This is a genomic window from Turicibacter sp. (assembly GCF_017941855.1).
In the GTDB taxonomy this organism is placed as follows: domain Bacteria; phylum Bacillota_I; class Bacilli_A; order MOL361; family Turicibacteraceae; genus Turicibacter; species Turicibacter sanguinis.
This window is the reverse complement of the sequence record NZ_JAGAVR010000002.1, coordinates 41236-64587: the sequence shown is the minus strand read 5'-3', so window position 1 is coordinate 64587 and position 23352 is coordinate 41236. Positions and strand designations below refer to the sequence as shown.

Here is a 23352-nt window from a genome sequence, read left to right as displayed (position 1 = left end):
CTAGCGATCAAATTTTAGTTTCTTATAATAATATTGCTTATCCTCCTCTGTTATGTCACGAATCACACGGCATGGATTTCCAGCAGCAATACAATTGGATGGAATATCTTTCGTGATGACTGATCCTGATCCGATAACCACGTTGCTTCCAATCGTCACTCCTGGGTTAATGACCGTATTTCCTCCAATCCATACATCATTTCCAATCGTAATGGGAAACGCATATTCATACTCCTGTGCACGCAATGTCGCATCGATCGGATGTCCAGCTGTAAATAAACTCACATTAGGTGCAAATAATACGTTATTTCCTATTGTCACTTTGGCACAATCTAGTATCGTACAGTTATAGTTTGAGTAAAAATTTTCTCCAATTTCAATGTTATAACCATAATCACAACGAAATGGTGGCTCAACAAAGAAATTTTCACCTGTCTTTCCGAGCAATTCTTTTAACAGCGTACGTCGTTCATCGAGTTTAAACGGATGCAACGTATTAATTTCATAAACAAGTCCTTTCGCGCGTTGGCGTTCTTCGAGTAACGTGTCTTCAAACGCTAAATAAGGTTTTCCACTTAACATTCTTTCTTTTTCAGTCATCATTTTTCCTCCTAAAATGTCTTCTTCTCAAATTTAAATGGGTACGATAGTTGTTCTAGCGTCAACGTTTTTAATCCATTCATATAATCGGCATGAATATCATGACGATACTTAAGTGTTGGCATATGAACACCTGGAATCATTGTCTTAACCTCTGATTCAATCCGTTTTAAATCTTCTTCTTTTACACAGCGTCCTGCTAAAACGATTACTGCTGGATTAATAATCGCAATAAGTGACGCGATACTTTTCGCGGCTAATTTAACCATGGTGTCTGGTTGTTTGAACTGCTCTAGTTGTTCACTTCTTAGGATCCCCAACGGTAAGAACGATAACTCTCCTGAAAAGTTAGTTTCACCTTTCACCACTTGTCCATTCACAATCAGACCGGCTCCCATGTAGTTACCATCAGGAAAATAAACATAGGCTATGTTTTTGGGGGATTCATCCTCTTGTTTTTGATAGTAACCATACGTGATTAAATTCATATCATTTTGAGCGACAATGTCAATCTTTAATTTGTCTTCTAACTTCGAAACAATGTCCACCTTTTCAAGCCTCTTGATATCACAAACGCCAATCACCCCTTCATGCACGACACCCTGGACCCCAATTCCTGCTACTTTAATCGCTGGATAAACATCTTTTAGGCGCTCTAATTGTTGTTCATATACGTCATACGTAATCTCGTCATAATAAATCGTGTTTTCTTCTAAACACTCACCTAATAAATTACAAACTTGATAACTGATAAAATGCTCATTCCCTTCCGTTCTCGCATATAAACAGACGATTTGAGCATAATTGGCCTGATACTCATAACGAATAGCTGGACGTCCTCCACTCGAAGGATCCACTTGTTGCTCTAACACTTCACCCGTTGCAAGTAACTCATTTAAAATGGTTCCACAGGTCATAACACTAAGCCCCGTTGCTTTAGCAACTTCAGGTTTTGTCGCCGATTTCAGTCTTTTAAGCGTTGCTCTTACAAGCTCTGTATTGATTCGTTTCACTGTCATCGTTGTATTGACTTGATTCAAGAAAGTTCCTTCCTTTCACTTTATAAAACTATTTTATAAAGTCTATAAAAAAACTTATTAAAATACCTTTAAAAAGTATCATAATTTTCTTTTGATTGCAAATAGGTAACCGGAACCCCAAAAAAAGTCATCCAGTGTCCCTGGATGACTTTTTTAGGAAAGTACTAAGCGTTTGGTGGCGATTTTTTCGATAAATGTTTCATCATGTTCAATAAAAATCATGGTTGGTTCAGATTGTAAAATCGCCTCTTCAATCGCTTTTCGGCTTAATATATCAAGTCCATTCAGCGGTTCGTCCCAAATAAGAACCTGACTCGGATTATAAAGACTTCTAGCCATCTCAACCTTTTTTAATTCTCCTAAGCTAAAGCTTGATAAATCACGCAAAAAAATGTCACGATGACAACTAAGTGCTCCTAAAATACTTCTAAATCGTGCTTCTTCAAGTTGTTCAATTTGCAAAATATCACGCAAAAATCCAGACTGATACTTCGGAAATTGAGACACATAAGCCACCTTTACTCGATTATCACGTTTAATCATCCCGTCGTATGGAATTTGTTCTAATAAACTCTTAATTAATGTCGTTTTCCCACTTCCATTAGGGCCTTCAATAACCAGGCGTTCTCCTGCTTCAAGCGTAAAGCTTATATCTCGTAAAATCATCTTATCCCCATATGAAACATTTAAATGTGACACTTGGTAAAGTACGGATACTTGCTGATGTTGAGTAATTTTTAAATACGGAATATGTTCTTTGTGTTTGATGAGTTCCTTTTTCTCCTGTAATTGTTGATCGATACGTCTTTCCACATGTAATGCACGCTTCATCATTTTAGCTGCTCGATGACTGACGAATCCCTTATCACCGGCTCCAATTTTTTCTTTCTCACGCGCATTTGACCAATTACGTCGATCTCTGGCGACTTCCTCTAGACGGCGAATATCTTTTTCAATTTTGTCTCGTTGCTTTAACTCAAACTCCCTCTTCAACTCGTAATCATATTCATATGAACTGTAATTTCCTTGTTGAACCACGACAGAATGGCCCTGTAAAGCAATAATATGATCCACACACGCATCTAAAAAATGACGATGATGAGAAACCAATAAAAATCCCGATTTACATTTTAGATAATTGGACAGTTGCTCAATCCCTTCTTTATCTAAGTGATTCGTTGGCTCATCTAGCAACACGAAAGTCTGCGGCCTTAAAAATAAAATAACCATTTGAATTTTCGTTTGCTCTCCACCACTTAGCGTCTCATATTCTCTTGATAAGATATCATCTGAAAGATTTAAACGATGAATTTCTTTTTTTATTTTACTTTCAATCTCATACCCATCATATTCTAAGTAGGTGTTAAGCGCCTCGTAATAATCTTCTTCAGATGCCTCCCCTTGTAAAAAAGCGGCCATGACTTGTTCACATTCGACATAAGGGCCAATTTCTTTTTTCATTAATTCAAGGACAACCCCATCAGAATGCTTAAACGTAATCGGAAAAAAGGCTGTTTCAATTTCTTTTTGGCAGTCTCCTGTTGTTAACTTCAAATCTCCATGAATCAATTTTAACAATGTCGTTTTGCGCATTCCATTTCTAGCAACGATTCCACTTTTCCATGTGGCCTCAATATCTAAATTTAATCCTTCAAATACTAACTGATTCGTATTAGGATAATGAAACGAACCATTCAAAATACGTATCTTTGACATTTTATCACCCCGATTATGATTTTGAAATCGGTTTCCATCATTGAGTTGCTAACCATTAGTTAAGCTCTTTTCAAAAACAATAAAAAAAATCGATGAAATGATTCATCGACAACGAAAAAGTTTTCTGACCTTAAGGTGTGTCCATTCATTTCTTAACTAATGTCGCAACGCATAACAAAAAATGTGAGGCATTCTCACGAACAAACCGATTATGCTTTTGCGATTTTTCAATTAGTTAAGAACTGTATTCATGTTTTCACCTCATTGTTCGATTATTAATAACAGTATATGCTAACAATTATTTTTTAGTCAATTCTTTTCAACTGAATGACTCAGATTTTTTTCGACACTTTCTTTTAAAATCTCGAATAAATCACCGTTCTTTGCAAAACGTAATAACATAGATATTTTGAATAAAGGATGGGAATTATTATGGTTAATTTTAAATACTCAAGTCTATTTACCCTTTGTTTTTGTTGTCTTTTAGCTATATCGGCTCCCTCAGTTTTAGCTCATACAGATGAAGCCGATTACTCTCCTAAACAATACCCAAGAATTGAGGATACATCTGTTGATCGTAATGAAATTGTCAACATCCCTGATCCCGCCTTAAAAGCTGCGATTAACGCAGAGCTTGGACAATCATCAGGTGCTGACATTACAAAAGGTCAACTAAGAAGTTTCACCGGCATTCTTTATTTAGACCATAAAGGAATCACAAACATTACTGGTTTAGAAGAATGTGTAAATCTAGTGGGTCTAGATTTATCTTATAACGATATACAAGATCTTTCTCCTCTTGCTTCTTTGTCAAAACTGACAAACCTTTATCTTGAAAACAATCAAATTCAAGATTTATCCCCTCTTGCTTCTTTAAATAAGTTACAAGAACTGCACTTATCTCATAACACTATTCGTAACGTCAGTCCTTTACATCAACTTGTTCACTTACAGATGCTTCATTTAGCTGACAACGAGATTGTTGACATTTCTAGTTTAAACACCTTAAGCAATTTAACTGAATTAACACTTGATCATAACCAAATTTATAATATTTCTGGCTTAAGCAACTTAACAAACCTCATAACCCTAACACTTGATCGTAACCAAATCGAAGATATCTCTGCCCTTGCGACCTTAATCAATTTAAATGCTCTTGACTTATCCTACAATCAAATTAAAATTATAAATGCCTTAGCCTCTCTCACTCGATTAAGTGTTCTTTATCTTGATTACAATCAAATTAATGATTTATCGGCGCTTTCTTCACTTATTAACTTAACAAAATTAGGTCTATCAAATAATAGCATTCAAGATATTAGCCCCCTCATGACGCTAACAAAATTAACAGAACTTAACTTAATGCAACAACGTATTACTTTAAGTGGATTAAATGTCTTTTCTGGTGAAAATGCACATTTACTTAATCCAATTCATGATTTAGATTCTGCTTTCATCACGCCGGTAACCATTTCAAATAACGGGTACTATGAAGAAACAGAACATACAATTAACTGGCTTAATGTTTGGCAAGCTCAGTATGAATCTTTCACTTTTGAACAGGCAGTCAGCCTTGGTGCAGCTTCAACCCTATTTAGTGGTCAAGTGATGATTCCACTTCAATTCAACGGAAACGCTGCTCCAATTTTAATCATCGATGATCCACTACAACTTGAGCTCAACCAACTATTTGATCCAATGGATTACGTAACGGCCTACGATGAAGAAGATGGTGATATTACTGAATGGATTCAATTAAAAGAAAATACCATTGATTTAACTCAAATTGGAATGTATCGCTTAACCTTTGAAGTCACAGATTCTTACGGTTCGACAACGTCTAAAACCGTTACAGTTCAAGTGGGACCTCGCATCGCTCCTGAAACTGGACTTTCAAGTATTCTCCTCCCTCTAGGAGCCTTAAGTATTGGAACGGGGATTTGTTTAAAACGACGAAAAAAATAAAACTCGCAAATGCGAGTTTTATTTTTTTAACTTTAATTGTGTCGGATAAGAATAAGGATTTAGTACCCAATCCTCACATTCGACTTCTTCATCCCCGATGGCTTCACCATGAAAATAATACCCGTGATAACTCATGCACACATTAAAGACATTGTGCTCACACGTTGCACAATTTACCTGTTGCTTTTCTTTCATGTTTTATCCTTCTTTCTTCATCATTAATCTTTCGCCAATGATCGCACACTTCGAATCAGGTCCGTGTCCAATTTGAGATGTTTTAACGATTGGTAGCTGTGGTAAATTAACAATGCTTTTAACAAGAGATACGATATCTGGTTCATATTGCTTTTGTTCCATCTCCGTAAAACTTCCCAAAATCAGTCCATTAATCTGCTCAAATACCCCCATCTGCTTATACTGATTTAAATACGTCGCCATTTTTGCCACATCACCACTATAACTTTCTAGCAATAAAATTTTTTTCTCGAAACTTGGTAAATAAGGAGTACCCGCTAACTTTAAAAAGCAACGAATATTTCCACCGATAAGCTCTCCTTCCAACGTTTCTCCTTGAATCCATTCAACATCGAACTGAAACAAGGTATCTTTTTGGTGAAATAGCGTTTCTTTAAACCACTGTTGCTGCTTTGAGGCATCCTCACTTACTAAGTTACGAATTTGATATAAATACGTCTTATGGTGGGTTTTCGTATATAATCCATTTACAACCACCGACAAATCACTATACCCGAAAAATGGTTTTGGATAACGTTTCATGAGGTCATAATCTAAATAAGATAAAACGCCATTTGCTAAATCTCCACCTGAGACATCAAAAATAGCTACAAGCTCATCATTTCGGTAAAAATCCATTAACATCTCTGCTTTTTCTGAATCAGATGCCTGAAAGACACTCTCTTGGCGGTACAATTTAGGTGCCCAAATAACATTAAGTCCCATTTCCTTTAATACCTGCTCTAATTGTTCAAACGTGTCTTTCATCATTAGAGCAGGACCATTAGATAAAGCAATGAGTCCAACACTGTCCTTTTTATGAAGAAGAGCCATTAGCATGCTCCCCCTTTATGATCTTCTAGAGCCTGACGTTGATGTTTTTTATTAAACGGACTCAACATAATCGCTGTACTAAATAATCCGGGATAATTTTTGCTGAGGTAATTTAAATAATGACACCATTCATAAGTTAAGTAACGATATAAAGCTTCCATATCATGTGTCAGATGGAGTTTTTCCGTTTCTGTTAATGACTCATAATCTCGCATATCTAGTTCTTCTTTTAAGTGTAAGATTAACATTAACATTTCAGTAAATGTTTCATGATCATGCAAACTTTCATTTGTGACCAGCGTGATCAATAGATTTTTCCCTTCATGTAAAATATCATGTAACTGCTTTAAATCCACTTTATCAAGAGAAACTTCATAGTGATAAGTCGAGTTTAATTCTTGTAATCGTTTAAAGTAATTTTCATCCCAAACGGAAGGATCTTGAACACGTAATTTTTTACAAACATAGACGTTATCATCTTGCTCTACAAAATAAGATAAAAGCTGTGTCCCGATTTCGGCATAGAAAACGCCAACCAACATATTTAATTTCTCTTTAACATGATGACTCTCACGTTTTTCAAGTAATCGTTCAATCACGAGGGTTGTAAAGAACACTTCCATTGGAATAAAAGCAATATCAGCAAATAAAAAGATTAACGTGTGATGCAAATCTTTAAATATGACGACATGTAAAAAGTGTAAAAATAATGAGAGAAGAATCAATCCGACTCCAATCCAAATCATTTCTTTTGTTTGTTTCTTCATTGGTTCACCATACTTTCTGACTAACGTCTTAACCTGTCTTCATTTAACCGATTAGATTTAGAAGTAACGTTAATAACGCTTTACTCACCTATAAATTATAAACAACCTTTCCATTTTTGACAACTTAAGCTATTTAATTGCTTTTTTTACTACTCTATTCTATTATGGCATTAATCTTCTAATTGCCTAATTACCTTATCTTTTTTACATAAACTATATAGAGCTGATCAATTAATAAAGAATATGGAGGTGTGTTTATTGACGAGAATTTTAAATAATATAGCAACAATTAAATATTCGTTTACATCTGAAAAGGAAGTCTTAAAATCAAATTTCAGTGAAAACAACTTATCACAACTCACAACCTATCATCCAAGTATTTTTGTTTAAAAAATAAAAGGTGTTGCTTCTGTGGCCCCAAATGAAATCATTAAGTATTCAATACTTTCTTTAAATAATGGAGATACTGATTTACATGATATCGTCTTTCGTGAAATATTTGATTCTGACTTAACCCCTATCTGGGAAAGCATTCATATTATTCTACGAGAGAATCATATTTATCCACCGGAAGAAACAGTGATTTCCTACGAAACCGCTTAATTTGATCATTATTATGACATTAAAGCTATCGCCACCGTTCATCCGCTCAATGAACTCATTTTAACAATCGCTGTCAACGTCAGTCATGTCGCTTCCTTAAATGATATCGTATCCAATACTGTCAAAATAGGATATACCTACACAGAACCAAATTCTCAAAATGAGATTTTATTAAATCCTAGAAACGGGAAACAGGACACCCAGTCTATCACAATTGCCAATCATTAGTGTGTATAACAAAAGAAGTTCAGTCTGTGACATTTCATGATGAACCGTCTGGTATGAAGATGACAACTCTTATAAATTCAGATATAATCGCCTATCTCATCAATCTATGACACTTGGGAAATTTAACTGCGATTAATGTCCCTGGTACCGACTTATTACCTGGAGAGTTTCATGTCCTGAGTCCAACAGGAATTTCAATTACGCCTCCTTCGATGACAATGAATGACCACTTATCTGAAAACAATTTATTTTCTTTTTCTGGAATTACACTTCCAATGGGGCTCATTTCTGTAACTGATATTGTGCCATGTTACGCTCAAATTCAAATTATAGGTCAAATTCTCATGTAATGTAATCTCAATTTATCAAACTATAAATTAAGTATGAGACAGATATTCAATCTAATTCCCCATACTTTTTTGTCATTTCATTTAAAATTAGAATCTTCCTTGTATAACACTCATCTCCATAATCTGTCTCGCTTCCTAAAAAAACACCTTGAAGGTTAAATCCTTCAAGGTGCTCGATACATCTAAGACATAAAATATTTTAGAAATATAGTCTATTATTTCATTAATTGACAAACATTATTTGTAAATGCCACTGGATCTTCAATCGATAATCCTTCAATTAATAAAGCTTGGTTATATAAAACATCTGTATATAAATCAAACTTTTTGCGATCTTGTTCATAAGCCGTTTGCAATGATTTAAACACTTCATGATTTACGTTAACTTCTAAAACTTTATCCGCTTTGACTTGCTGAGCATTTGGCATGGCATTTAATACTTTTTCCATTTCAATTGATAACTCTCCTTCATTTGCTAAGCAAACCGGATGAGTTTTTAAACGACGAGAAGCACGAACTGATTTTACTTTTCCTTTTAAACTTGTCGCCATGTTTTCAAAGATTGACGCAAATTCTTTTGTTGCTTCTTCGTCTGCTTGATCCGTATCTAAGTCTAAGTCGGCACTCGACACTGATTTGAAATCTTTTTCGCTATAAGTCATTAGCATCTTGATAGCAAATTCATCAATGTCCTCTGTAAAGAATAAGATTTCATATCCTTTATCAAGCACGGCTTCTGTTTGAGGTAATTTTTTAATACGCTCAATTGACTCTCCAACGGCATAATAAATATGTTTTTGATCTTCTGGCATGCGAGATACATATTCTTCTAATGTGACTAATTTATCTTCATGTGATGATTTAAACATTAATAAATCTTGTAAGACATCTTTATTTGCTCCAAAATCACTGTATACACCGAATTTTAATTGACGACCGAATGACTCATAGAATGTTTCATATTTTTCTCGGTCATTTTTAATCATTTTTTCTAATTCGTTTTTGATTTTTGTTTTAATATTTTTCGCAATTAATTTCAATTGACGGTCATGTTGCAAGATTTCACGTGAAATGTTGAGTGATAAATCCTCTGAATCGACGATTCCTTTTACAAAACTAAAGTAGTCTGGTAAAAGGTCAGCACATTTATTCATAATTAGTACACCGCTAGAATACAACTCTAATCCTTTTTCATATTCTGCTGTATAGAAATCATATGGCATTTTTTCAGGAATATATAAGATTGCATTATAACTTACATTTCCATCTACACTTAAATGAACATGTGCTAATGGTTTGTCATATCCAAAATGTTTTTCTGTGTAGAAATTCTCATAATCTTCATCACTTAATTCACGTTTATTTTTCTTCCAAATTGGAACCATACTGTTAACTGTTTGCTCTTCGGTTACTTGTTCATACTCATCTTCACTACCTTCTTTTAACTGTGAAGACACAATATCCATTTTAATTGGATAACGAATAAAATCTGAATATTTTTTGATAATTGATTTTAATTTATATTGTTGTAAGTATTCATCGTAATTTTCATCTTCATTATTTTCTTTTAAATGTAAGATAATATCTGTTCCGACTGTCGCTTTTTCACATGGTTCAATGGTATATCCATCTGCTCCACAAGATTCCCATTTGTAAGCTTGATCAGAATCAATTGATTTTGAAATCACAGTTACTTTATCAGCGACTAAGAAGGCAGAATAGAATCCAACTCCGAATTGTCCGATAATATCATGTCCATCTTCTAATTCAGTCTCTTTTTTAAATTGTAATGATCCACTTTTTGCAATGACCCCTAAGTGATCATCTAATTGTGCTTCTGTCATCCCGATTCCCGTATCGGAAATCGTAATTGTACGGTTTGTCTCATCAGCCGTTACTTTAATATAATAGTCCTCTTGATTAAAGCTTAAATTCGAATCTGTCAAGGCTTTATAATATAGCTTGTCAATGGCATCACTTGCATTTGAAATCAACTCACGTAAGAAAATTTCTCGATGGGTATAAATAGAATTAATCATTAAATCTAATAATCGTTTTGATTCGGCTTTAAACTGTTTCAATTCAATCGCTCCTCTGTTTTTACCTTATTAGCACTCTTAATAAACGAGTGCTAATTTGTATAATTCTTATATATCATATCTAAAAATGCCTGTCAACTATCTTCAAAGATTCAATATCAACTTTTTGCTTTTTTGATATTGAATCTATCATTTTATGATGTTTGTGAGGGTTATTTCTTAGCAAAAAAACTCCCTCATTGCCATTGTTTCCCCACGCTTATTGTGATAGGATTATCGCTATAAAAGGAGGCTTTATTAATGAAAAAAAGAAGGATTTATTTTTTTATGGTGGTGTTAACCATTGGACTCGGACTAGCTTCTAGAAAATTCATTTTCGTTTTTCCCGATTCAATTGCGCCATATATTGGAGATACATTATGGGCAATGATGGTCTATTTTGGTTTTCAATTTTTACACCCTAATGGAACACTGATCAAAAGTCTCCTTCTCGCCTTCATCTTTTCTTATTTGATTGAATTCAGTCAATTGTACCAAGCCGATTGGATTAATCAAATAAGAGCATCCACACTTGGTGGTTTAGTTTTAGGCTATGGTTTTTTGATTCAAGATTTAGTAAGCTATGCCATTGGTATTTTAATTGGATTTTGTTTAGATTATCATCTATATTACTAAAAATAGCAGGGATAAAGCCCCTGCTATTTTTCATTCCCCAAGACCACTTTCTTCATATTTCTCTGCAAAACCACTCAATAATTTATTCAGTGGTTTTTTCAAGAAGATAGCCACTAAAATGGCCGCACTAATAAAAATCAATAAAATCACGATATCTTTCGTTAATACGGTTTGGACAACCCCTCCAATGGCTTCCCGTGCCATTGAAATCGAATACGTAAATGGTAAAAATGGATTAATCATTTGGAAGAACTTCGGCGTTAATTGAATTGGGAAGGTTCCACCAGAACCCGCCACTTGTAGAACTAATAAAATAATGGATGCAACTTTCCCAACATTACCTAAGACTGAAACGAGTGAGTAAACAATAAAGGTGAAAGTCACGGCTGTAAAGAGTAAACTTACAATAAATAAACCAGAATTCATACAATAAATTTTTAAGATATATAAGTCTCCTAATGCTATAATCAACGCTTGAACAAGAGAAATGCTAACAAACAATAAGAATTTACCGAAATATTCCTCAATTGGATGATAATCTCCTTTTGCCTTGACAGATAACATTGAAACGAGTAACGTCATTCCTACCCAAATGGCTAAAACACTATAAAACGGCGTCATAGCTGTTCCGTAATTATGCATTGGAAACACTGTTTCCTCTACAAGTTCCACTGGGTTTGATAGGAAATCTTCACGTTCTTGTACGGCCGATTGAAGCAGTTCTAATACATCTTTTAGCTCTTGACTGTTATTAATATCCGTTACCTTACCTGCTAACTCAGCAATAATATTTTCTGCTTGAGGTAATTTTTCATTCACATATTGAATCGCTTCAATTCCTGTATCTGCTCCTTCATAAGCAACATTTAATAATTCACTAACTTGAGGTAATTTAGCTTCTGCATCTTTTAAAACGGTTAAAACATTTTGAGAGGTTTTATAAGCTTCATCTAAAATTGAATTCAAAGGAGCTGCAACTTTATCATCAAAATGATTAACTAAATCACTTGAAATGGTTTGAACATCTTGTAAAACCGTTTGAACTTTACTTAAAAGCGTTAAATCAGGTTCTCCACTATTCACAACCTCATCAAATAATGTCTGTAAAAAATTAGAGATATTTACAAGCTCTGTTTTTATTCCATTTAATTGTTCAATAATTCCTGTCAATGGCTTTCCAAATGAAATTTTATTAAAAGATTCTAGTAATTTAACTAAAGATTCGACTAGGTTTTCTCCACTATTCACTTTTGTAATTAAATTTTGAATCATCGTTGGTGCTTCTGCAGAACCTGATTCAATTGCTTGTTTAAGTCCATCGACATACTTCATCATTTCTGCTGTGATATCAGTCACGAGTTGAACATCAGCTTTCACTGTTGGAAATAAATCATTAATACTTCCTTGTGAGGTTGAAATAAACGTTTCAATACTACTTGTTAACGTCTGTGCAGAGGTTAACGTTTCTTGAATTTTTGGTAAGTCGCTTTGAATTTGAGATATTAAATCTTTCAATTTCAATCCCCCATCATTGGCTTTTGCGACAGTTTCATTAATCAAACCAAATTTTGTTGTTAATTCATTTAAACTGTTTGCTACAGAAGCTAATTTGGGAAGTAGCGTATCTTGAATTTCAAGACCAAGACTTTTCCCTGTTTCTAATAAGACACTACTTACTGTTTTGATGACCGTTTCATTTACACTTTCTTGAACACCTGTTGCCCCTTTACTTGTTAACTTAGGTGCAATTGCATTAATTTTTTCATTTACTCGGTAGATAATCTGACCTTTATGAACATCATTTGTAACTAAAGAGGTAAGATCATTTGAAAAACTACCTGGAATGGTTAACGTTGCATAGTATGTTCCCTCATCCAGTGCCTTTTCAGCTTCTTCTTCACTTACAAATTGCCATCCCATGAGATCATTTTTTTTCAATTCTTCAATAACTTGGTCTCCGATATTAACTGCTTCTCCATTTAGTATCGTTCCCTCATCATTATTTACCACTCCAATTTTAATTTGGCTTGTGGCTTCTTGAGAATATGGATCCCAAGAGGCTTTAATATTAAACCAAGCATAAAGTGATGGTAAAATACACAGTGCTAAAATGACAACGAAAGCAGCATAATTTGTGAAGATACGCTTTAAATCCTCAATATAAATTTTAAAAATATTTTTTAGCATAACTTTTCTCTTCTTTCTACTCGTCTTTCTTTTCCTTCAAACAGTGTTCACAGACACCGTAAAATAATGTCTCTTTTAAATTTAAAGTAAAATGTTTCTTCCTAGCTAAAGAAACAACGGCAACATCTAATGCTTCACACTCCGTATCAAAAATAGTACCACACACACCACATTTTAAATGATATATATTTTGTTTAGAGCAAACTTGCTTAACATAGCGATAACAGGCCATCTTACTTTTTCCCTCGACATACTTTCGTATAACACCTTTTTCTATTAATACATTCAAATATCGATAAATCGTTGATTTTCCAATTTTATCGCCCTTCTTACTAAAGTGGTTCATGATATCCTCTGCCGTTATATGTCGATCAGAATTATTAGCGAGATACCCTAATATTTGACTTCTTTGCCTTGTTTTATATCCTTTTGTAAAATTCATTATACATCTCTCCAAAATAGAAATTGGGACTCAGTTTCAAATTCTACTATTCCAGATGTCGAATGTCAACGAAATTTGTAAATCCAGTTCCAAAAATACTAGAGTTTTGGCTTATTTTTAGGATGCCTTTCCTTGTTCTTTTAATACTTTTTCACTCTGATTTTTTTTAAAATCATTTCTATTTGGTTGACAATTTATCATTTGGGCATTATAGGATGTTTTAAGATAAAAAATGACAATGAAGAGAAATAGTAAAGGTTTCATTTTAATCATAGAGAGTTTCCGTAGGGTGAGTGTAAATATTAAAACAATATGGAACACCTCTCTGAGCTAAACACCGAAAAAATCAGTTCGATTTTAGGTAGACTATTTTGAATCCCTTGCCCCCGTTATCGTGCTATAGCAAATTTTATTTGTCGTACTTGATGAGGTTGGCCTCGTGAGATACTAAAAACTCCCGTCCTCTGGTAAATGAGCTAGAGACGGGAGTTTTTTTATTGTTCTTTTATATGTTATGCGCGCCAAAAGAGCCTAAATGAAACCGTGCGCTTCCGCAACTAATAGGAAGAACAATGAATTTAAAATCTAAACTATATACGATTTCTTATCCTATGTGTCATCATACTCACAGTTTGCCAAAATCAAACTTCAGAGGACGTGGTTGTGATTGGTTATGATAATAACTTTGTTCCCATTGAATTTATAAATCAAAAAATAACTAGATTTGATATCCACTTGATTCACCCACTAAAACAACAGGGATTATGCCAATTCATTGTTTCTCATGATATGACTTTGGCAACTAGATTTTCGGATTCAATTCTCACATTAGAAGATAGTAATTTCAAAATAAAAAGCTTTGAGGTAGATTAAGCATTAGGAAATGATTTATAATAAAAAAGATAATAAAGAGGTGAAAAAAATGAAAAATATTGTCTACCCAGACTATAACAATAGTATTATGAATACCATTTCTACGATTTTAACTCATTATGGTATTGAATCTAACTACTCAACGATTGAAGACTTATCTAACTCCTTAAACAAACCTCATCAAAACGTTGTCTTAATGGTTTTTGATGGAATGGGAATTGATATGTTAAATCAAAATTTAAAAGCAGATGATTTTATAAACCAAAACATCATAAAAGAATTAACCTCTGTGTTTCCTTCTACGACAACAGCTGCAATGACGGCTTACTACAGTGGAAAATCACCAAATGAACACGGATGGCTTGGCTGGTCTTTATACTTTAAAGAATACGGACGTTTTATTGATACCTTCATTAATACGGATAGCTATAGTGGTGAAAAAATTGACGCTCCACATGCTGGTCACACTTGTATGCCGTATGAACATATTCTTGATAAAATTGAACAAACGACGAACCAACGCATTAAAACTTACATGATAGAACCCGCTTATATTGCGTATCAAGGTAAAAACACAAAAATAGGCGTTGAATCAGCAAAAGAAGTCTTTACAGAGTTAAAAAAACTTTGCGATGCACCTCATGATAAATTTATCTTTGTTTACTGGCCAGATCCAGATAAAACAATGCACTCAACAGGATGCTACTCAAACGAAACAAAAGAAAAAATAAAAGAAATTAATGATTTATTTAAACAAATCGTAGAAACAACATCTAATACCTTATTTATTGCATCAGCTGATCATGGATTAATTGATGTTGAACCGACCATTTATTTAAATGAATACGAAGAATTAGATGAGTGCTTTATCATGCCACCTTCAATTGAAAAACGTGCCGTTTCATTTTTCATTAAGCCTGAAATGAAGCAAGCATTTGAAGAGCGTTTTAACCGATTATTTGGAGAAGAATTCATCCTATTAAGCAAACAAGAAGTCCTGAATCAACAACTATTTGGACAAGGACTATCACACCGAAAAACAACTGATTTCCTCGGAGATTACCTTGCATGTGCAACCGGTAAAAAAGTACTTGGCTATTTAGCTATGACTACCAAACGATTCGACTTTGGAGCTACTCATGCCGGATTAACAAAAGAAGAAATGATGGTTCCTTTAATCATCATTGAATCATAAAAAAAGAGCCAATGGCTCTTTTTTTATGTCTTTATTTAACCTATATTGTTGAATTTTTAGAAGTAACGACAGTGCCTTTATAAAAGGAGTAATCGGTATAAAATGAAGATATCATCACCTATAATACTTATTCGAATGAATGATTTAAATTTCTGATTTTAATGGAAAACGTATTAAACTAATAGGAATTCGTCAAGCATTCATGACAGAAACTGAAAATTCACAGATATGCTTCACTTCTAAATAGCAAATCCAACACCTGAGTCTTCTTTTTCATAATAAGCTCAATTTGACTTCAAATTTCCATCCCGTATTTATCTTATAATAAATCTGAGGCTTCTCCTGACTATCAAGGAAGAATCTTGCATCTTGATGCGATTGTGATTTTTCAAAGCGTTATTGTAGTTATGATTAGAAACATGAAATCAGATATCATGGCTACTCTATTTCTGAGTAAAATCAATCCGATTATATTTTATCCGTTTGACAGTTCATCCTCACTAATTATTGGGATGATCAATGTTGCTTTCTAAAACAATAAAAAGTAAAAGAATCCTTTCAATTTTTATTTTGTGATAGGCTCAAAACCATTCAAAAATAAGCCAAGATAATATACTATACTGTAACTGAATTACAAAATGAAAGGATGTTCTAAATCATGAATACAAATACTAGATGCTCAGGATGTAATCCTACGCCAATGACACCTGCTATGCCACCAATGGGGCCATACGAAACATGTTGCCAGGTGGTAGAACCAACTACAGTTTGCCCTTATCAACAACATCACTATCATCGTGTTGATCATATCAAACCAGTTGTGATTCGAAATATTCATCATCATCATACGCAACATAACTATGTAACTGCACCGAGTCAAACAACCGAAGCTTATTATTATGATGAATACCTTGCTACACCTCAACCTGTTGCAACTCCTATCATGCAACAACCATTCTTACAACAAAACCAAACGCAAGTCGTCCAACAAACCATTGCACCTACTCAAGTGGTACAACAATCATTTGTTCCCTATCCAACCCAAACAACCGGAACAATGTCTGCAGGGCAAGGAACAGTTACGTCTCAAAATTTTCCTTTAATGTAATATAAAATATAAAATGGGATTATAGTGTCAAACTCTATACTGGTTAATAGAATGTAGTGGTTCCTTTTAACCTTATAGAGTTTTTCGTTCAAAAAAAGCATGGCCTATTCGCCATGCTTTTTTAATTAGTCACCAATAATATCTAAGATATGGTTTTTAAGTGTATTTGAGTTTCCACCAAAAATAGCTTGAACTCCACCCTTAACTTCCATAACTCCAGCGGCTCCTAATGCTTTTAATTGTTCTTTGTCTACTTTAGCTGTATCTTTTACTTCAACACGTAAACGTGTAATACAAGCATCTAAGTTTTCGATATTTCCTTCTCCACCTAAAGCAGCTAATACTAATGGAGCTTTTTGCTTCCAAATATCTTCTCCTGCTGCAGCTGAAGATGACTGAGCTTCTACTTGACCTGTTTTTTCTTGGAAATCTTTTTTAGAGTATAATTTTACTTCTTCATTATCATCTTCACGACCAGGTGTTTTTAAATCAAACTTTTTGATTAAGAAGCTGAATACTAAATAGTATAATACGAAGTAAATCGCACCGATGATTAATACCCAATACCAATTTGTTGATACTCCCGCACCTGCAGGTAATAATCCAAATAATGTAAAGTCAATTAATCCTCCAGAGAACGTCATCCCGATGAATACATTTAACATTCCCATTAACATGAATGATAACCCAGCAAAAACAGCATGTACAACGAATAATACTGGAGCAACGAATAAGAATGTGAATTCAAGAGGTTCAGTAATACCAGTTAATAAAGATGTTAAAGCTGCGGCTCCTAATAAACCACCAACCACTTTACGTTTTTCTGGTTTTGCACATTTATACATAGCTAAAGCTGCACCCGGTAAACCAAACATCATGAATGGGAATTTCCCTGCCATGAAACGAGTTGTTCCATTTACAATCTCGTGCATTCCTTCTTTTCCTAATCCAACTAAGTCACCCATTGAACCTAATTGAACGAAGTAAGCAGTATTAGCACCTTGAACTGTCGTATGAACACCGTCAATTAATAAATTAGCTTCAACGAATGAACCATACCAGAATGGTGTATAGAATACATGGTGTAATCCAAATGGTACACACGCACGTTCAATTAATCCAAATAAGAATGTTCCGAAGTTTCCTGAGCTATTAACTAATTCAGCTAACGCTGCGATTCCACCTTGAACCACTGGCCAAGCAAATGCTAAGATAACCCCAACAATAGCCATAACTAATGATGTAATGATTGGAACGAAACGAGATCCAGCAAAGAATGAGAATACAGGATTAAATTCAATATTAAAGAATTTATTATGTAATGCTGATGTTACCATCCCTGTAATAATCCCACCGAAAACAGACATATTTAACGTGAAGATTCCAACATTAGTTGTCACATAAGTTCCATATTCACCAACATTATCTGGAGTTAAAACACCTAATTGTGTCATTCCTAAACTCAATAATGTTGAGATTACTTGGTTCATAACTAAGAATCCAAAAACTGCCGCTAATGCTGCTGTTGCTTTATCTTTTTTAGCAAGACCTGCTGCGACACCAACCGCAAATAAAATTGGTAAGTTACCAAAGACAATATCTCCAATATTTTTCATAATCGTTAACAATGCTGTAATGAAAGCAGAGTTATTAATTACATTTGCAATTGATTGATAAATTGCAGGTGCATCTTTCATTCCTGCAATTCCTAAGAATGCTCCACCAATTCCAAGTAAAATTCCTGCAATCGGTAAGGCTGCAATTGGAAGCATTAATGCTTTACCTGTACGCTGTAAGTACTTGAACATACCTAATTCCTCCTTGTATTTATTTTAGAGATGATTATTTGACTTATTATCCCTAAATAAAATTTTTCACAATCTTCACATTCAGAGTATATCGTATTTCTCACTAAAATTATACCCTTTTTCTTCAATCGGTAACCGGTTACAGGTGTTTTTTTCACATATTTTAGATTTTTTTTTAACATGTTTGTCGTTTTACAGCCTAAAAAACATGTTTGATTTAACTTTACTAGTATTCCTTCTTTTTTAAATTTTATTCCTCTTTTCTCTTTAAAACAGAACATTATTTTTTAAAATCAAAAAAAAGTCTAAAGAACTAGTCTTTAGGCTTTCGATTTTGATTCAATTGGTGCCAAGCGACTAACGGGTGAGTATATCTCGCTTTTCTACTCATTCTTTTCCCATATTGTATGGCAGACTTCGGACAGTAATTTACACAAGCAAGGCATTGTGTACACTCACTGTTTTTCCAGATAGGTTTCTTTGAAACCGTTATACATCGAATTGGGCAAACTTTTTCACATATTTTACATGAAATACAATCGTCAGTTGCAAAAAAACGATGGGTACTTCTTGCAAAACGGTTAAACAAATTCCCTACTACGTACGTCGTTATATATGAGAATGGCCCTTTTTCAACTTGATAAATGCCAGTCGCCCGTCTGGTCAGATTTTGATTAATCTTTTCTAACTCAAGCTCTACCTTTTTTAACTTTCTTTGCACCTCATCGCGCGCATCAATGTTTCCATATCTTAAATCATTATTCGGCATGACAAGTGAGTAGGCATTAGACAAAGTCCACTTCCTTTGATGAATCATTTTTTTAAAAACGGCTAATGTTTCTCCAATATTCTCACCACATGTTGCAATCATGGTAATGGGGTGATTGTAATAATTTTCAAATTCAATTTGTTTAATAAAATCGATGACCTGTTGTGGTGGCCGCCACGCATAGATAGGGAAAACAAAAACAATGTTTTCATTTTCTTTTATCAAATAGGGTACTGTTAAATCGACTTGAATCATAGGCACTAATTCCTCTTGTTGTCTAGTTGCTATGACCTGAGCTACGGCCTGTGAATTTCCTGTTCCACTAAAATAAAAAATCATTTTCGTTACCTCCTTTCTTTAACTTCTCACCGATTCCATAAAAAATCAACATCATGATGTCGGATGACAATGATTACATAAATTTCATAAAATTTGTTCAAACTTCTAACTAGAGGTGATTTTTATGATGATACTAAAAAAACAACCTAAATCATTACTGGATGAATATCATGATTTAGAAGCTAAAATAGGTCAAACAAAAAAAATCCTTACTCATCTCAATTATCTCAAACACTCGTCACTCCCAAAAAAACAAGCATCATTTAGAGAACGAATGATAAAAGAACAATGCAACATATACGAAGCTGAGGTTTCCTATTTACTTGAACTCAAAAAATCTCTAAAAGATTAAGAAAGGTGAAAGATTGCAACCTAACTAAACGTCACTTTAAAAGAGTAGTAGCATTGACTTTAAGTTCCACTTTATTGGATGACAATGAAAACTAACGTGTAAAAATCCATGTTTGATCAGTGGATAATGTTGGATTAAACTGATATCCTCCTTGATTAAAACCTTTTAATTCCTCTGCTTTCTTTAATTGATTTTCTAAAATATAACGTACCATTTCACCTCTAGCTCTTTTTGCATACATCCCGACTACTTTATAGGTCTCTCCCTTTTGTTCCTTAAATTCAATATTAACCACTGAATATTGCGTTTCGATTTGCTTTAAATCGAGTGCTTTACTATATTCTTTAGAGGCTAAGTTAATAAGTACCTGCTCTCCTTCTACTTGATTTAAAGCTTCTAACATATATTCTGTTAACGCAGGCTTCCAAAAAGCATATAAATCTTTGCCCTCTGAATTTGCTAGCTTCGTTCCCATCTCTAAACGATAGGGATTAATGTAATCGTTAGGACGTATAATCCCATATAATCCTGATAAAATTCTTAAATGATCTTGTGCAAACAAAATTCCTTCCTTTGATAACGTCAACGAATCTAATCCTTTATAAGCCTCACCATCAAAAGCATGTAATCCTAATAGCGCTTCGCCTTGAACTTCATAAAACTGTTTGAATCTCATTTCATTAACTGCACCTAATGCCTCTGACATCTTCATCAACGCACAAAGCTCACTTCTCGTATACCCTTGCAGATGTTCAATTAATTCTTTTGTTTTTAATTCAAATGGTAACTGTTTAGATAACTCGAAGCGCTTCACGCCTTCTTCCTTAAATGTTTTGGCAGGTGATAAAATCAGTAACATCTAAAATCCTTCCTTTAACTGAATAAATTAAACATTTTTAGACAACAATCATAACACAAGTCATGTTCAATTTGTCTTAATCATCTTATCATATTTCTTTACAATCGTAGGTATTTATCGCATAATTATTTTCAAGACATGACATCTTATTGCATAAAAGGAAGTGGAGAAATGGAACCGATTATTTTAACAGAAGGGATGCAAGCACCTAATTTTACGCTTGCAGGATCAGATGGAAACCAACATACTTTAAGTGATTATCGTGGTCGAAAAGTGGTATTATATTTTTATCCTCGTGACAATACACCTGCTTGTACGAACCAAGCAAAAGCCTTTCGTGATGCCATTGAATCTTTTCATGCGCAAGACATCGTCATATTAGGTATTAGTCGCGATACCGTGGCTAGTCATGAAAAATTTGTGACTAAACATGACCTTCCCTTCATCTTATTATCAGACACGGATGAAACAGTTTGTCACCTATATGATGTCTTAAAAGAAAAAAATATGTATGGAAAAAAAGCCATTGGGATTGAACGTTCAACTTTCTTAATTGATGAAGAAGGCTTTATCACTAAGATTTATCGAAAAGTAAAAGTGGCTGGACACATTGAGGATGTTCTTGAAAACTGTACACTATAAAAAAATCAGAAACTTATGTTTCTGATTTTTTTATGACCTTTTACATGATAAAATTTTCAAGTTCAATCCCTTGACGAATCACCACTTGTGGACGAAGAACATTAAATCCTTTCGCTTGAAAAAATGGAATAGCAGTTATTGAGGCATGCGTCTCAATCCGATGATTTTGACGTTTTACCTTCTGTTCTAATGCCTCATAGATTAAAGTTGCAACTCCTTGACGTTGGTAATTGGCATGAACATATAAACAATCTAAATATCCATCACAATCAATATTTCCAAACCCTACGATTTTTTCCTTGATCAATGCAACGACTGTATAGGAGGACAAAAAGCGTTTATTCCATTTTTGAGTCTCAACTTCTTTTGGAGCCCATACTTCTAATTGCCTTAAGGAGTAATCTTTTTGATTAATTTGATGAACGGTTTGATAGAATAATTCAGTCAAAAAAACACAATCTTCAGCGATATAGCTTCTAATTTCTATCTCTAACATTTTCTTTACCTCTTAGAGGTAAGCCTTATCAATCACAATCACACATCGATAAGTTGGATGACTCTGTCTAATTTGAGTAATCACTGCATCTTTAATTTGATCTTCCGTCAATTCTTTTGTTAACTTACTACCGTCCACGACTAAGTCAAACACAAGATTTTTATTCGGTTCATGACCAATAATTCGAAAATCATGCATCGATAAAATAGCCGGATGTGTTGCGATAATTTTATCTAGTTCCCTTTTCATTTCTTTAATTTCATCGGTTTCAATACAAACTGGATCCATATGAACCACGAGATGAAGCTTGAGGGCTTCTGAAATTTCACGTTCAGCTTGGTCAATAACATCATGGATGGTCATAATATCCTGGTCAGCTGGAATTTCAGCATGAATCGAAGCCATAATACGTCCGACTCCGTAGTTATGAATGACTAAATCATGAGCGCCTGTAATTAAATCATATGATAAAATTCGTTCATAAATATCATTGACTAGTTCCTCATCTGGAGCTTCTCCAAGTAGAGGACTAATCGTTTCTTTCACTAACGTGTAACCGGCGTATAAAATGAAACCTGCTACTAAAACCCCAGCATATCCATCAACTGGAAAGCTTGTAAAACGAGCGGCTAAAAAAGAAATTAAAACGGTACTTGAAGTGAAAACGTCTCCAAGTGCATCGACAGAGGCTGCCTTTAACGCTGACGAGTTTACCTTCTCTCCCATTACTTTATTAAAACGACTCAACCAAAGTTTAACTACTACCGAAATCGCTAATAAAATAAATGACACGATTTCAAATTGAATAACACTGGGATTTAAAATTCGTTCAACTGATGATTTAATGAATTGGACTCCAACTAACATCACCATAAAAGCTACAAGCAAAGCTGATAAATATTCTAAACGACCGTGTCCATGTGGATGTTCTTTATCAGCTGGAAGGTTTGCCAGTTTAACCCCAATCATCGTGATCACGGATGAAGCGGTATCTGAGAAATTATTAAAAGCATCTGCCATCACCGCAATACTTCCCGTTAAGACACCAACAGAGAATTTAACTATAAAAAGTAAGATGTTCGCTAAAATTCCAATAATCCCTGCGATGTAAACATATTGCGTTCGTACTTCTTCTCGTTCGAGTTGATCATAATTTTTAATAAAGAGTTTAGTTAACCAATTGATAAACATAAACACAATCTCCATTCTTTTATTAAACATATTATCACTC

Annotated in this window: 23 protein-coding genes; 9 read left to right on the top strand and 14 right to left on the bottom strand. The window is 34.0% G+C overall.

Annotated features, from left to right (window positions below):
* The 3 genes from J6D32_RS00515 to abc-f all read right to left on the bottom strand — a co-directional run bounded on the left by J6D32_RS00515 (nt 1) and on the right by abc-f (nt 3356).
* Entirely contained in the window at nt 1-603 is a 603-nt protein-coding gene (locus J6D32_RS00515) for a sugar O-acetyltransferase (RefSeq protein WP_006785708.1), read from the bottom strand.
* An 8-nt stretch (nt 604-611) separates the two neighbouring features.
* Nucleotides 612-1640: an ROK family protein gene (locus J6D32_RS00510; RefSeq protein WP_006785707.1), complete on the bottom strand. Its 1029-nt coding sequence runs from the start codon at nt 1638-1640 to the stop codon at nt 612-614.
* A gap of 153 nt (nt 1641-1793) precedes the next feature.
* Nucleotides 1794-3356: a ribosomal protection-like ABC-F family protein gene (gene abc-f / locus J6D32_RS00505; RefSeq protein WP_287467155.1), complete on the bottom strand. Its 1563-nt coding sequence runs from the start codon at nt 3354-3356 to the stop codon at nt 1794-1796.
* A 432-nt stretch (nt 3357-3788) separates the two neighbouring features.
* Between abc-f and J6D32_RS00500 the strand changes: the two genes are divergently transcribed.
* Entirely contained in the window at nt 3789-5321 is a 1533-nt protein-coding gene (locus tag J6D32_RS00500) for a leucine-rich repeat domain-containing protein (RefSeq protein WP_009606644.1), read from the top strand.
* Nucleotides 5322-5339: 18 nt separating this feature from the next.
* On the opposite strand, the gene J6D32_RS00495 is transcribed toward J6D32_RS00500, so the two are convergent.
* From J6D32_RS00495 to J6D32_RS00485, 3 genes are read right to left on the bottom strand one after another with little or no spacing between them, the layout of a single operon-like run.
* Nucleotides 5340-5516, bottom strand: a complete 177-nt coding sequence (locus J6D32_RS00495) for a hypothetical protein (RefSeq protein WP_155061881.1) — start codon at nt 5514-5516, stop codon at nt 5340-5342.
* Nucleotides 5517-5519: 3 nt separating this feature from the next.
* The gene (locus J6D32_RS00490) at nt 5520-6389 is read right to left on the bottom strand and encodes a S66 family peptidase (RefSeq protein WP_055164059.1); all 870 of its coding nucleotides are present in this window, start codon (nt 6387-6389) and stop codon (nt 5520-5522) included.
* Nucleotides 6389-7156, bottom strand: a complete 768-nt coding sequence (locus tag J6D32_RS00485; RefSeq protein ID WP_006785641.1) for an MJ1433 family protein — start codon at nt 7154-7156, stop codon at nt 6389-6391. The genes J6D32_RS00490 and J6D32_RS00485 overlap by 1 nt, the downstream gene beginning before the upstream one ends.
* 258 nt (nt 7157-7414) lie before the next feature.
* Between J6D32_RS00485 and J6D32_RS00480 the strand changes: the two genes are divergently transcribed.
* The 3 genes from J6D32_RS00480 (at nt 7415) to J6D32_RS00470 (ending at nt 8337) form a co-directional block, all read left to right on the top strand.
* On the top strand, nt 7415-7546 hold the full coding sequence (locus J6D32_RS00480) for a hypothetical protein (RefSeq protein ID WP_006785642.1): 132 nt from the start codon (nt 7415-7417) through the stop codon (nt 7544-7546).
* Between the two features lie 21 nt (nt 7547-7567).
* Nucleotides 7568-7759 (top strand): hypothetical protein, encoded by a 192-nt coding sequence (locus J6D32_RS00475; RefSeq protein ID WP_040764146.1) that lies wholly within the window; start codon nt 7568-7570, stop codon nt 7757-7759.
* A 341-nt stretch (nt 7760-8100) separates the two neighbouring features.
* Entirely contained in the window at nt 8101-8337 is a 237-nt protein-coding gene (locus tag J6D32_RS00470; RefSeq protein ID WP_009607366.1) for a hypothetical protein, read from the top strand.
* Between the two features lie 215 nt (nt 8338-8552).
* On the opposite strand, the gene htpG is transcribed toward J6D32_RS00470, so the two are convergent.
* Nucleotides 8553-10418 carry a molecular chaperone HtpG gene (gene htpG / locus J6D32_RS00465; RefSeq protein ID WP_006785643.1) on the bottom strand — a complete coding sequence of 622 codons (1866 nt, stop codon included), beginning with the start codon at nt 10416-10418 and terminating at the stop codon, nt 8553-8555.
* Between the two features lie 258 nt (nt 10419-10676).
* Between htpG and J6D32_RS00460 the strand changes: the two genes are divergently transcribed.
* Complete coding sequence (locus tag J6D32_RS00460) at nt 10677-11051, top strand: ribosomal maturation YjgA family protein (RefSeq protein ID WP_009607357.1); 375 nt, start codon at nt 10677-10679, stop codon at nt 11049-11051.
* A 30-nt stretch (nt 11052-11081) separates the two neighbouring features.
* Here J6D32_RS00460 and J6D32_RS00455 read toward each other — a convergent pair whose 3' ends face one another.
* Both J6D32_RS00455 and J6D32_RS00450 read right to left on the bottom strand, forming a co-directional pair.
* Nucleotides 11082-13238, bottom strand: a complete 2157-nt coding sequence (locus J6D32_RS00455) for a YhgE/Pip domain-containing protein (protein WP_055164062.1) — start codon at nt 13236-13238, stop codon at nt 11082-11084.
* A gap of 16 nt (nt 13239-13254) precedes the next feature.
* A complete protein-coding gene (locus J6D32_RS00450; RefSeq protein ID WP_006785647.1) occupies nt 13255-13680 on the bottom strand; it encodes a Fur family transcriptional regulator in 426 nt (141 codons plus the stop codon).
* A gap of 922 nt (nt 13681-14602) precedes the next feature.
* Here J6D32_RS00450 and J6D32_RS00445 point away from each other — a divergent pair.
* Together J6D32_RS00445 and J6D32_RS00440 are read left to right on the top strand one after the other, a co-directional pair.
* The gene (locus J6D32_RS00445; protein WP_229040095.1) at nt 14603-15748 is read left to right on the top strand and encodes an alkaline phosphatase family protein; all 1146 of its coding nucleotides are present in this window, start codon (nt 14603-14605) and stop codon (nt 15746-15748) included.
* A 658-nt stretch (nt 15749-16406) separates the two neighbouring features.
* Complete coding sequence (locus J6D32_RS00440; protein ID WP_006785651.1) at nt 16407-16856, top strand: hypothetical protein; 450 nt, start codon at nt 16407-16409, stop codon at nt 16854-16856.
* 125 nt (nt 16857-16981) lie between these two features.
* On the opposite strand, the gene J6D32_RS00435 is transcribed toward J6D32_RS00440, so the two are convergent.
* Together J6D32_RS00435 and J6D32_RS00430 are read right to left on the bottom strand one after the other, a co-directional pair.
* The gene (locus J6D32_RS00435) at nt 16982-18664 is read right to left on the bottom strand and encodes a PTS transporter subunit EIIC (protein ID WP_009607356.1); all 1683 of its coding nucleotides are present in this window, start codon (nt 18662-18664) and stop codon (nt 16982-16984) included.
* Nucleotides 18665-18977: 313 nt separating this feature from the next.
* Complete coding sequence (locus J6D32_RS00430) at nt 18978-19772, bottom strand: EFR1 family ferrodoxin (protein WP_006785653.1); 795 nt, start codon at nt 19770-19772, stop codon at nt 18978-18980.
* Nucleotides 19773-19899: 127 nt separating this feature from the next.
* Between J6D32_RS00430 and J6D32_RS00425 the strand changes: the two genes are divergently transcribed.
* The gene (locus tag J6D32_RS00425) at nt 19900-20124 is read left to right on the top strand and encodes a hypothetical protein (protein WP_040764148.1); all 225 of its coding nucleotides are present in this window, start codon (nt 19900-19902) and stop codon (nt 20122-20124) included.
* A gap of 91 nt (nt 20125-20215) precedes the next feature.
* Here the strand turns inward: J6D32_RS00425 and yaaA are convergent, their stop codons facing one another.
* Nucleotides 20216-20983: a peroxide stress protein YaaA gene (yaaA, locus tag J6D32_RS00420; RefSeq protein ID WP_006785654.1), complete on the bottom strand. Its 768-nt coding sequence runs from the start codon at nt 20981-20983 to the stop codon at nt 20216-20218.
* Nucleotides 20984-21154: 171 nt separating this feature from the next.
* Here yaaA and bcp point away from each other — a divergent pair, with 171 nt between their 5' ends.
* Nucleotides 21155-21625, top strand: coding sequence for a thioredoxin-dependent thiol peroxidase (bcp, locus tag J6D32_RS00415; protein WP_006785655.1), 471 nt, complete (start codon nt 21155-21157; stop codon nt 21623-21625).
* 40 nt (nt 21626-21665) lie between these two features.
* Here the strand turns inward: bcp and J6D32_RS00410 are convergent, their stop codons facing one another.
* Together J6D32_RS00410 and J6D32_RS00405 are read right to left on the bottom strand one after the other, a co-directional pair.
* Nucleotides 21666-22121, bottom strand: coding sequence for a GNAT family N-acetyltransferase (locus J6D32_RS00410; protein ID WP_155061877.1), 456 nt, complete (start codon nt 22119-22121; stop codon nt 21666-21668).
* Between the two features lie 12 nt (nt 22122-22133).
* Nucleotides 22134-23312: a cation diffusion facilitator family transporter gene (locus J6D32_RS00405; protein ID WP_006783541.1), complete on the bottom strand. Its 1179-nt coding sequence runs from the start codon at nt 23310-23312 to the stop codon at nt 22134-22136.
* Between the last annotated feature and the right edge of the window lie 40 nt (nt 23313-23352).

What these genes read in the sequence shown, in the direction of transcription:
- J6D32_RS00515 (WP_006785708.1), bottom strand. Translation starts at nt 603, where the DNA reads ATGATGACTGAAAAAGAAAGAATGTTAAGTGGAAAACCTTATTTAGCG.
- abc-f (WP_287467155.1), bottom strand. Translation starts at nt 3,356, where the DNA reads ATGTCAAAGATACGTATTTTGAATGGTTCGTTTCATTATCCTAATACG.
- J6D32_RS00500 (WP_009606644.1), top strand. Translation starts at nt 3,789, where the DNA reads ATGGTTAATTTTAAATACTCAAGTCTATTTACCCTTTGTTTTTGTTGT.
- J6D32_RS00495 (WP_155061881.1), bottom strand. Translation starts at nt 5,516, where the DNA reads ATGAAAGAAAAGCAACAGGTAAATTGTGCAACGTGTGAGCACAATGTC.
- J6D32_RS00490 (WP_055164059.1), bottom strand. Translation starts at nt 6,389, where the DNA reads ATGGCTCTTCTTCATAAAAAGGACAGTGTTGGACTCATTGCTTTATCT.
- J6D32_RS00485 (WP_006785641.1), bottom strand. Translation starts at nt 7,156, where the DNA reads ATGAAGAAACAAACAAAAGAAATGATTTGGATTGGAGTCGGATTGATT.
- J6D32_RS00460 (WP_009607357.1), top strand. Translation starts at nt 10,677, where the DNA reads ATGAAAAAAAGAAGGATTTATTTTTTTATGGTGGTGTTAACCATTGGA.
- J6D32_RS00455 (WP_055164062.1), bottom strand. Translation starts at nt 13,238, where the DNA reads ATGCTAAAAAATATTTTTAAAATTTATATTGAGGATTTAAAGCGTATC.
- J6D32_RS00450 (WP_006785647.1), bottom strand. Translation starts at nt 13,680, where the DNA reads ATGAATTTTACAAAAGGATATAAAACAAGGCAAAGAAGTCAAATATTA.
- J6D32_RS00445 (WP_229040095.1), top strand. Translation starts at nt 14,603, where the DNA reads ATGAAAAATATTGTCTACCCAGACTATAACAATAGTATTATGAATACC.
- J6D32_RS00440 (WP_006785651.1), top strand. Translation starts at nt 16,407, where the DNA reads ATGAATACAAATACTAGATGCTCAGGATGTAATCCTACGCCAATGACA.
- J6D32_RS00435 (WP_009607356.1), bottom strand. Translation starts at nt 18,664, where the DNA reads ATGTTCAAGTACTTACAGCGTACAGGTAAAGCATTAATGCTTCCAATT.
- J6D32_RS00430 (WP_006785653.1), bottom strand. Translation starts at nt 19,772, where the DNA reads ATGATTTTTTATTTTAGTGGAACAGGAAATTCACAGGCCGTAGCTCAG.
- J6D32_RS00425 (WP_040764148.1), top strand. Translation starts at nt 19,900, where the DNA reads ATGATACTAAAAAAACAACCTAAATCATTACTGGATGAATATCATGAT.
- yaaA (WP_006785654.1), bottom strand. Translation starts at nt 20,983, where the DNA reads ATGTTACTGATTTTATCACCTGCCAAAACATTTAAGGAAGAAGGCGTG.
- bcp (WP_006785655.1), top strand. Translation starts at nt 21,155, where the DNA reads ATGGAACCGATTATTTTAACAGAAGGGATGCAAGCACCTAATTTTACG.
- J6D32_RS00410 (WP_155061877.1), bottom strand. Translation starts at nt 22,121, where the DNA reads ATGTTAGAGATAGAAATTAGAAGCTATATCGCTGAAGATTGTGTTTTT.
- J6D32_RS00405 (WP_006783541.1), bottom strand. Translation starts at nt 23,312, where the DNA reads ATGTTTATCAATTGGTTAACTAAACTCTTTATTAAAAATTATGATCAA.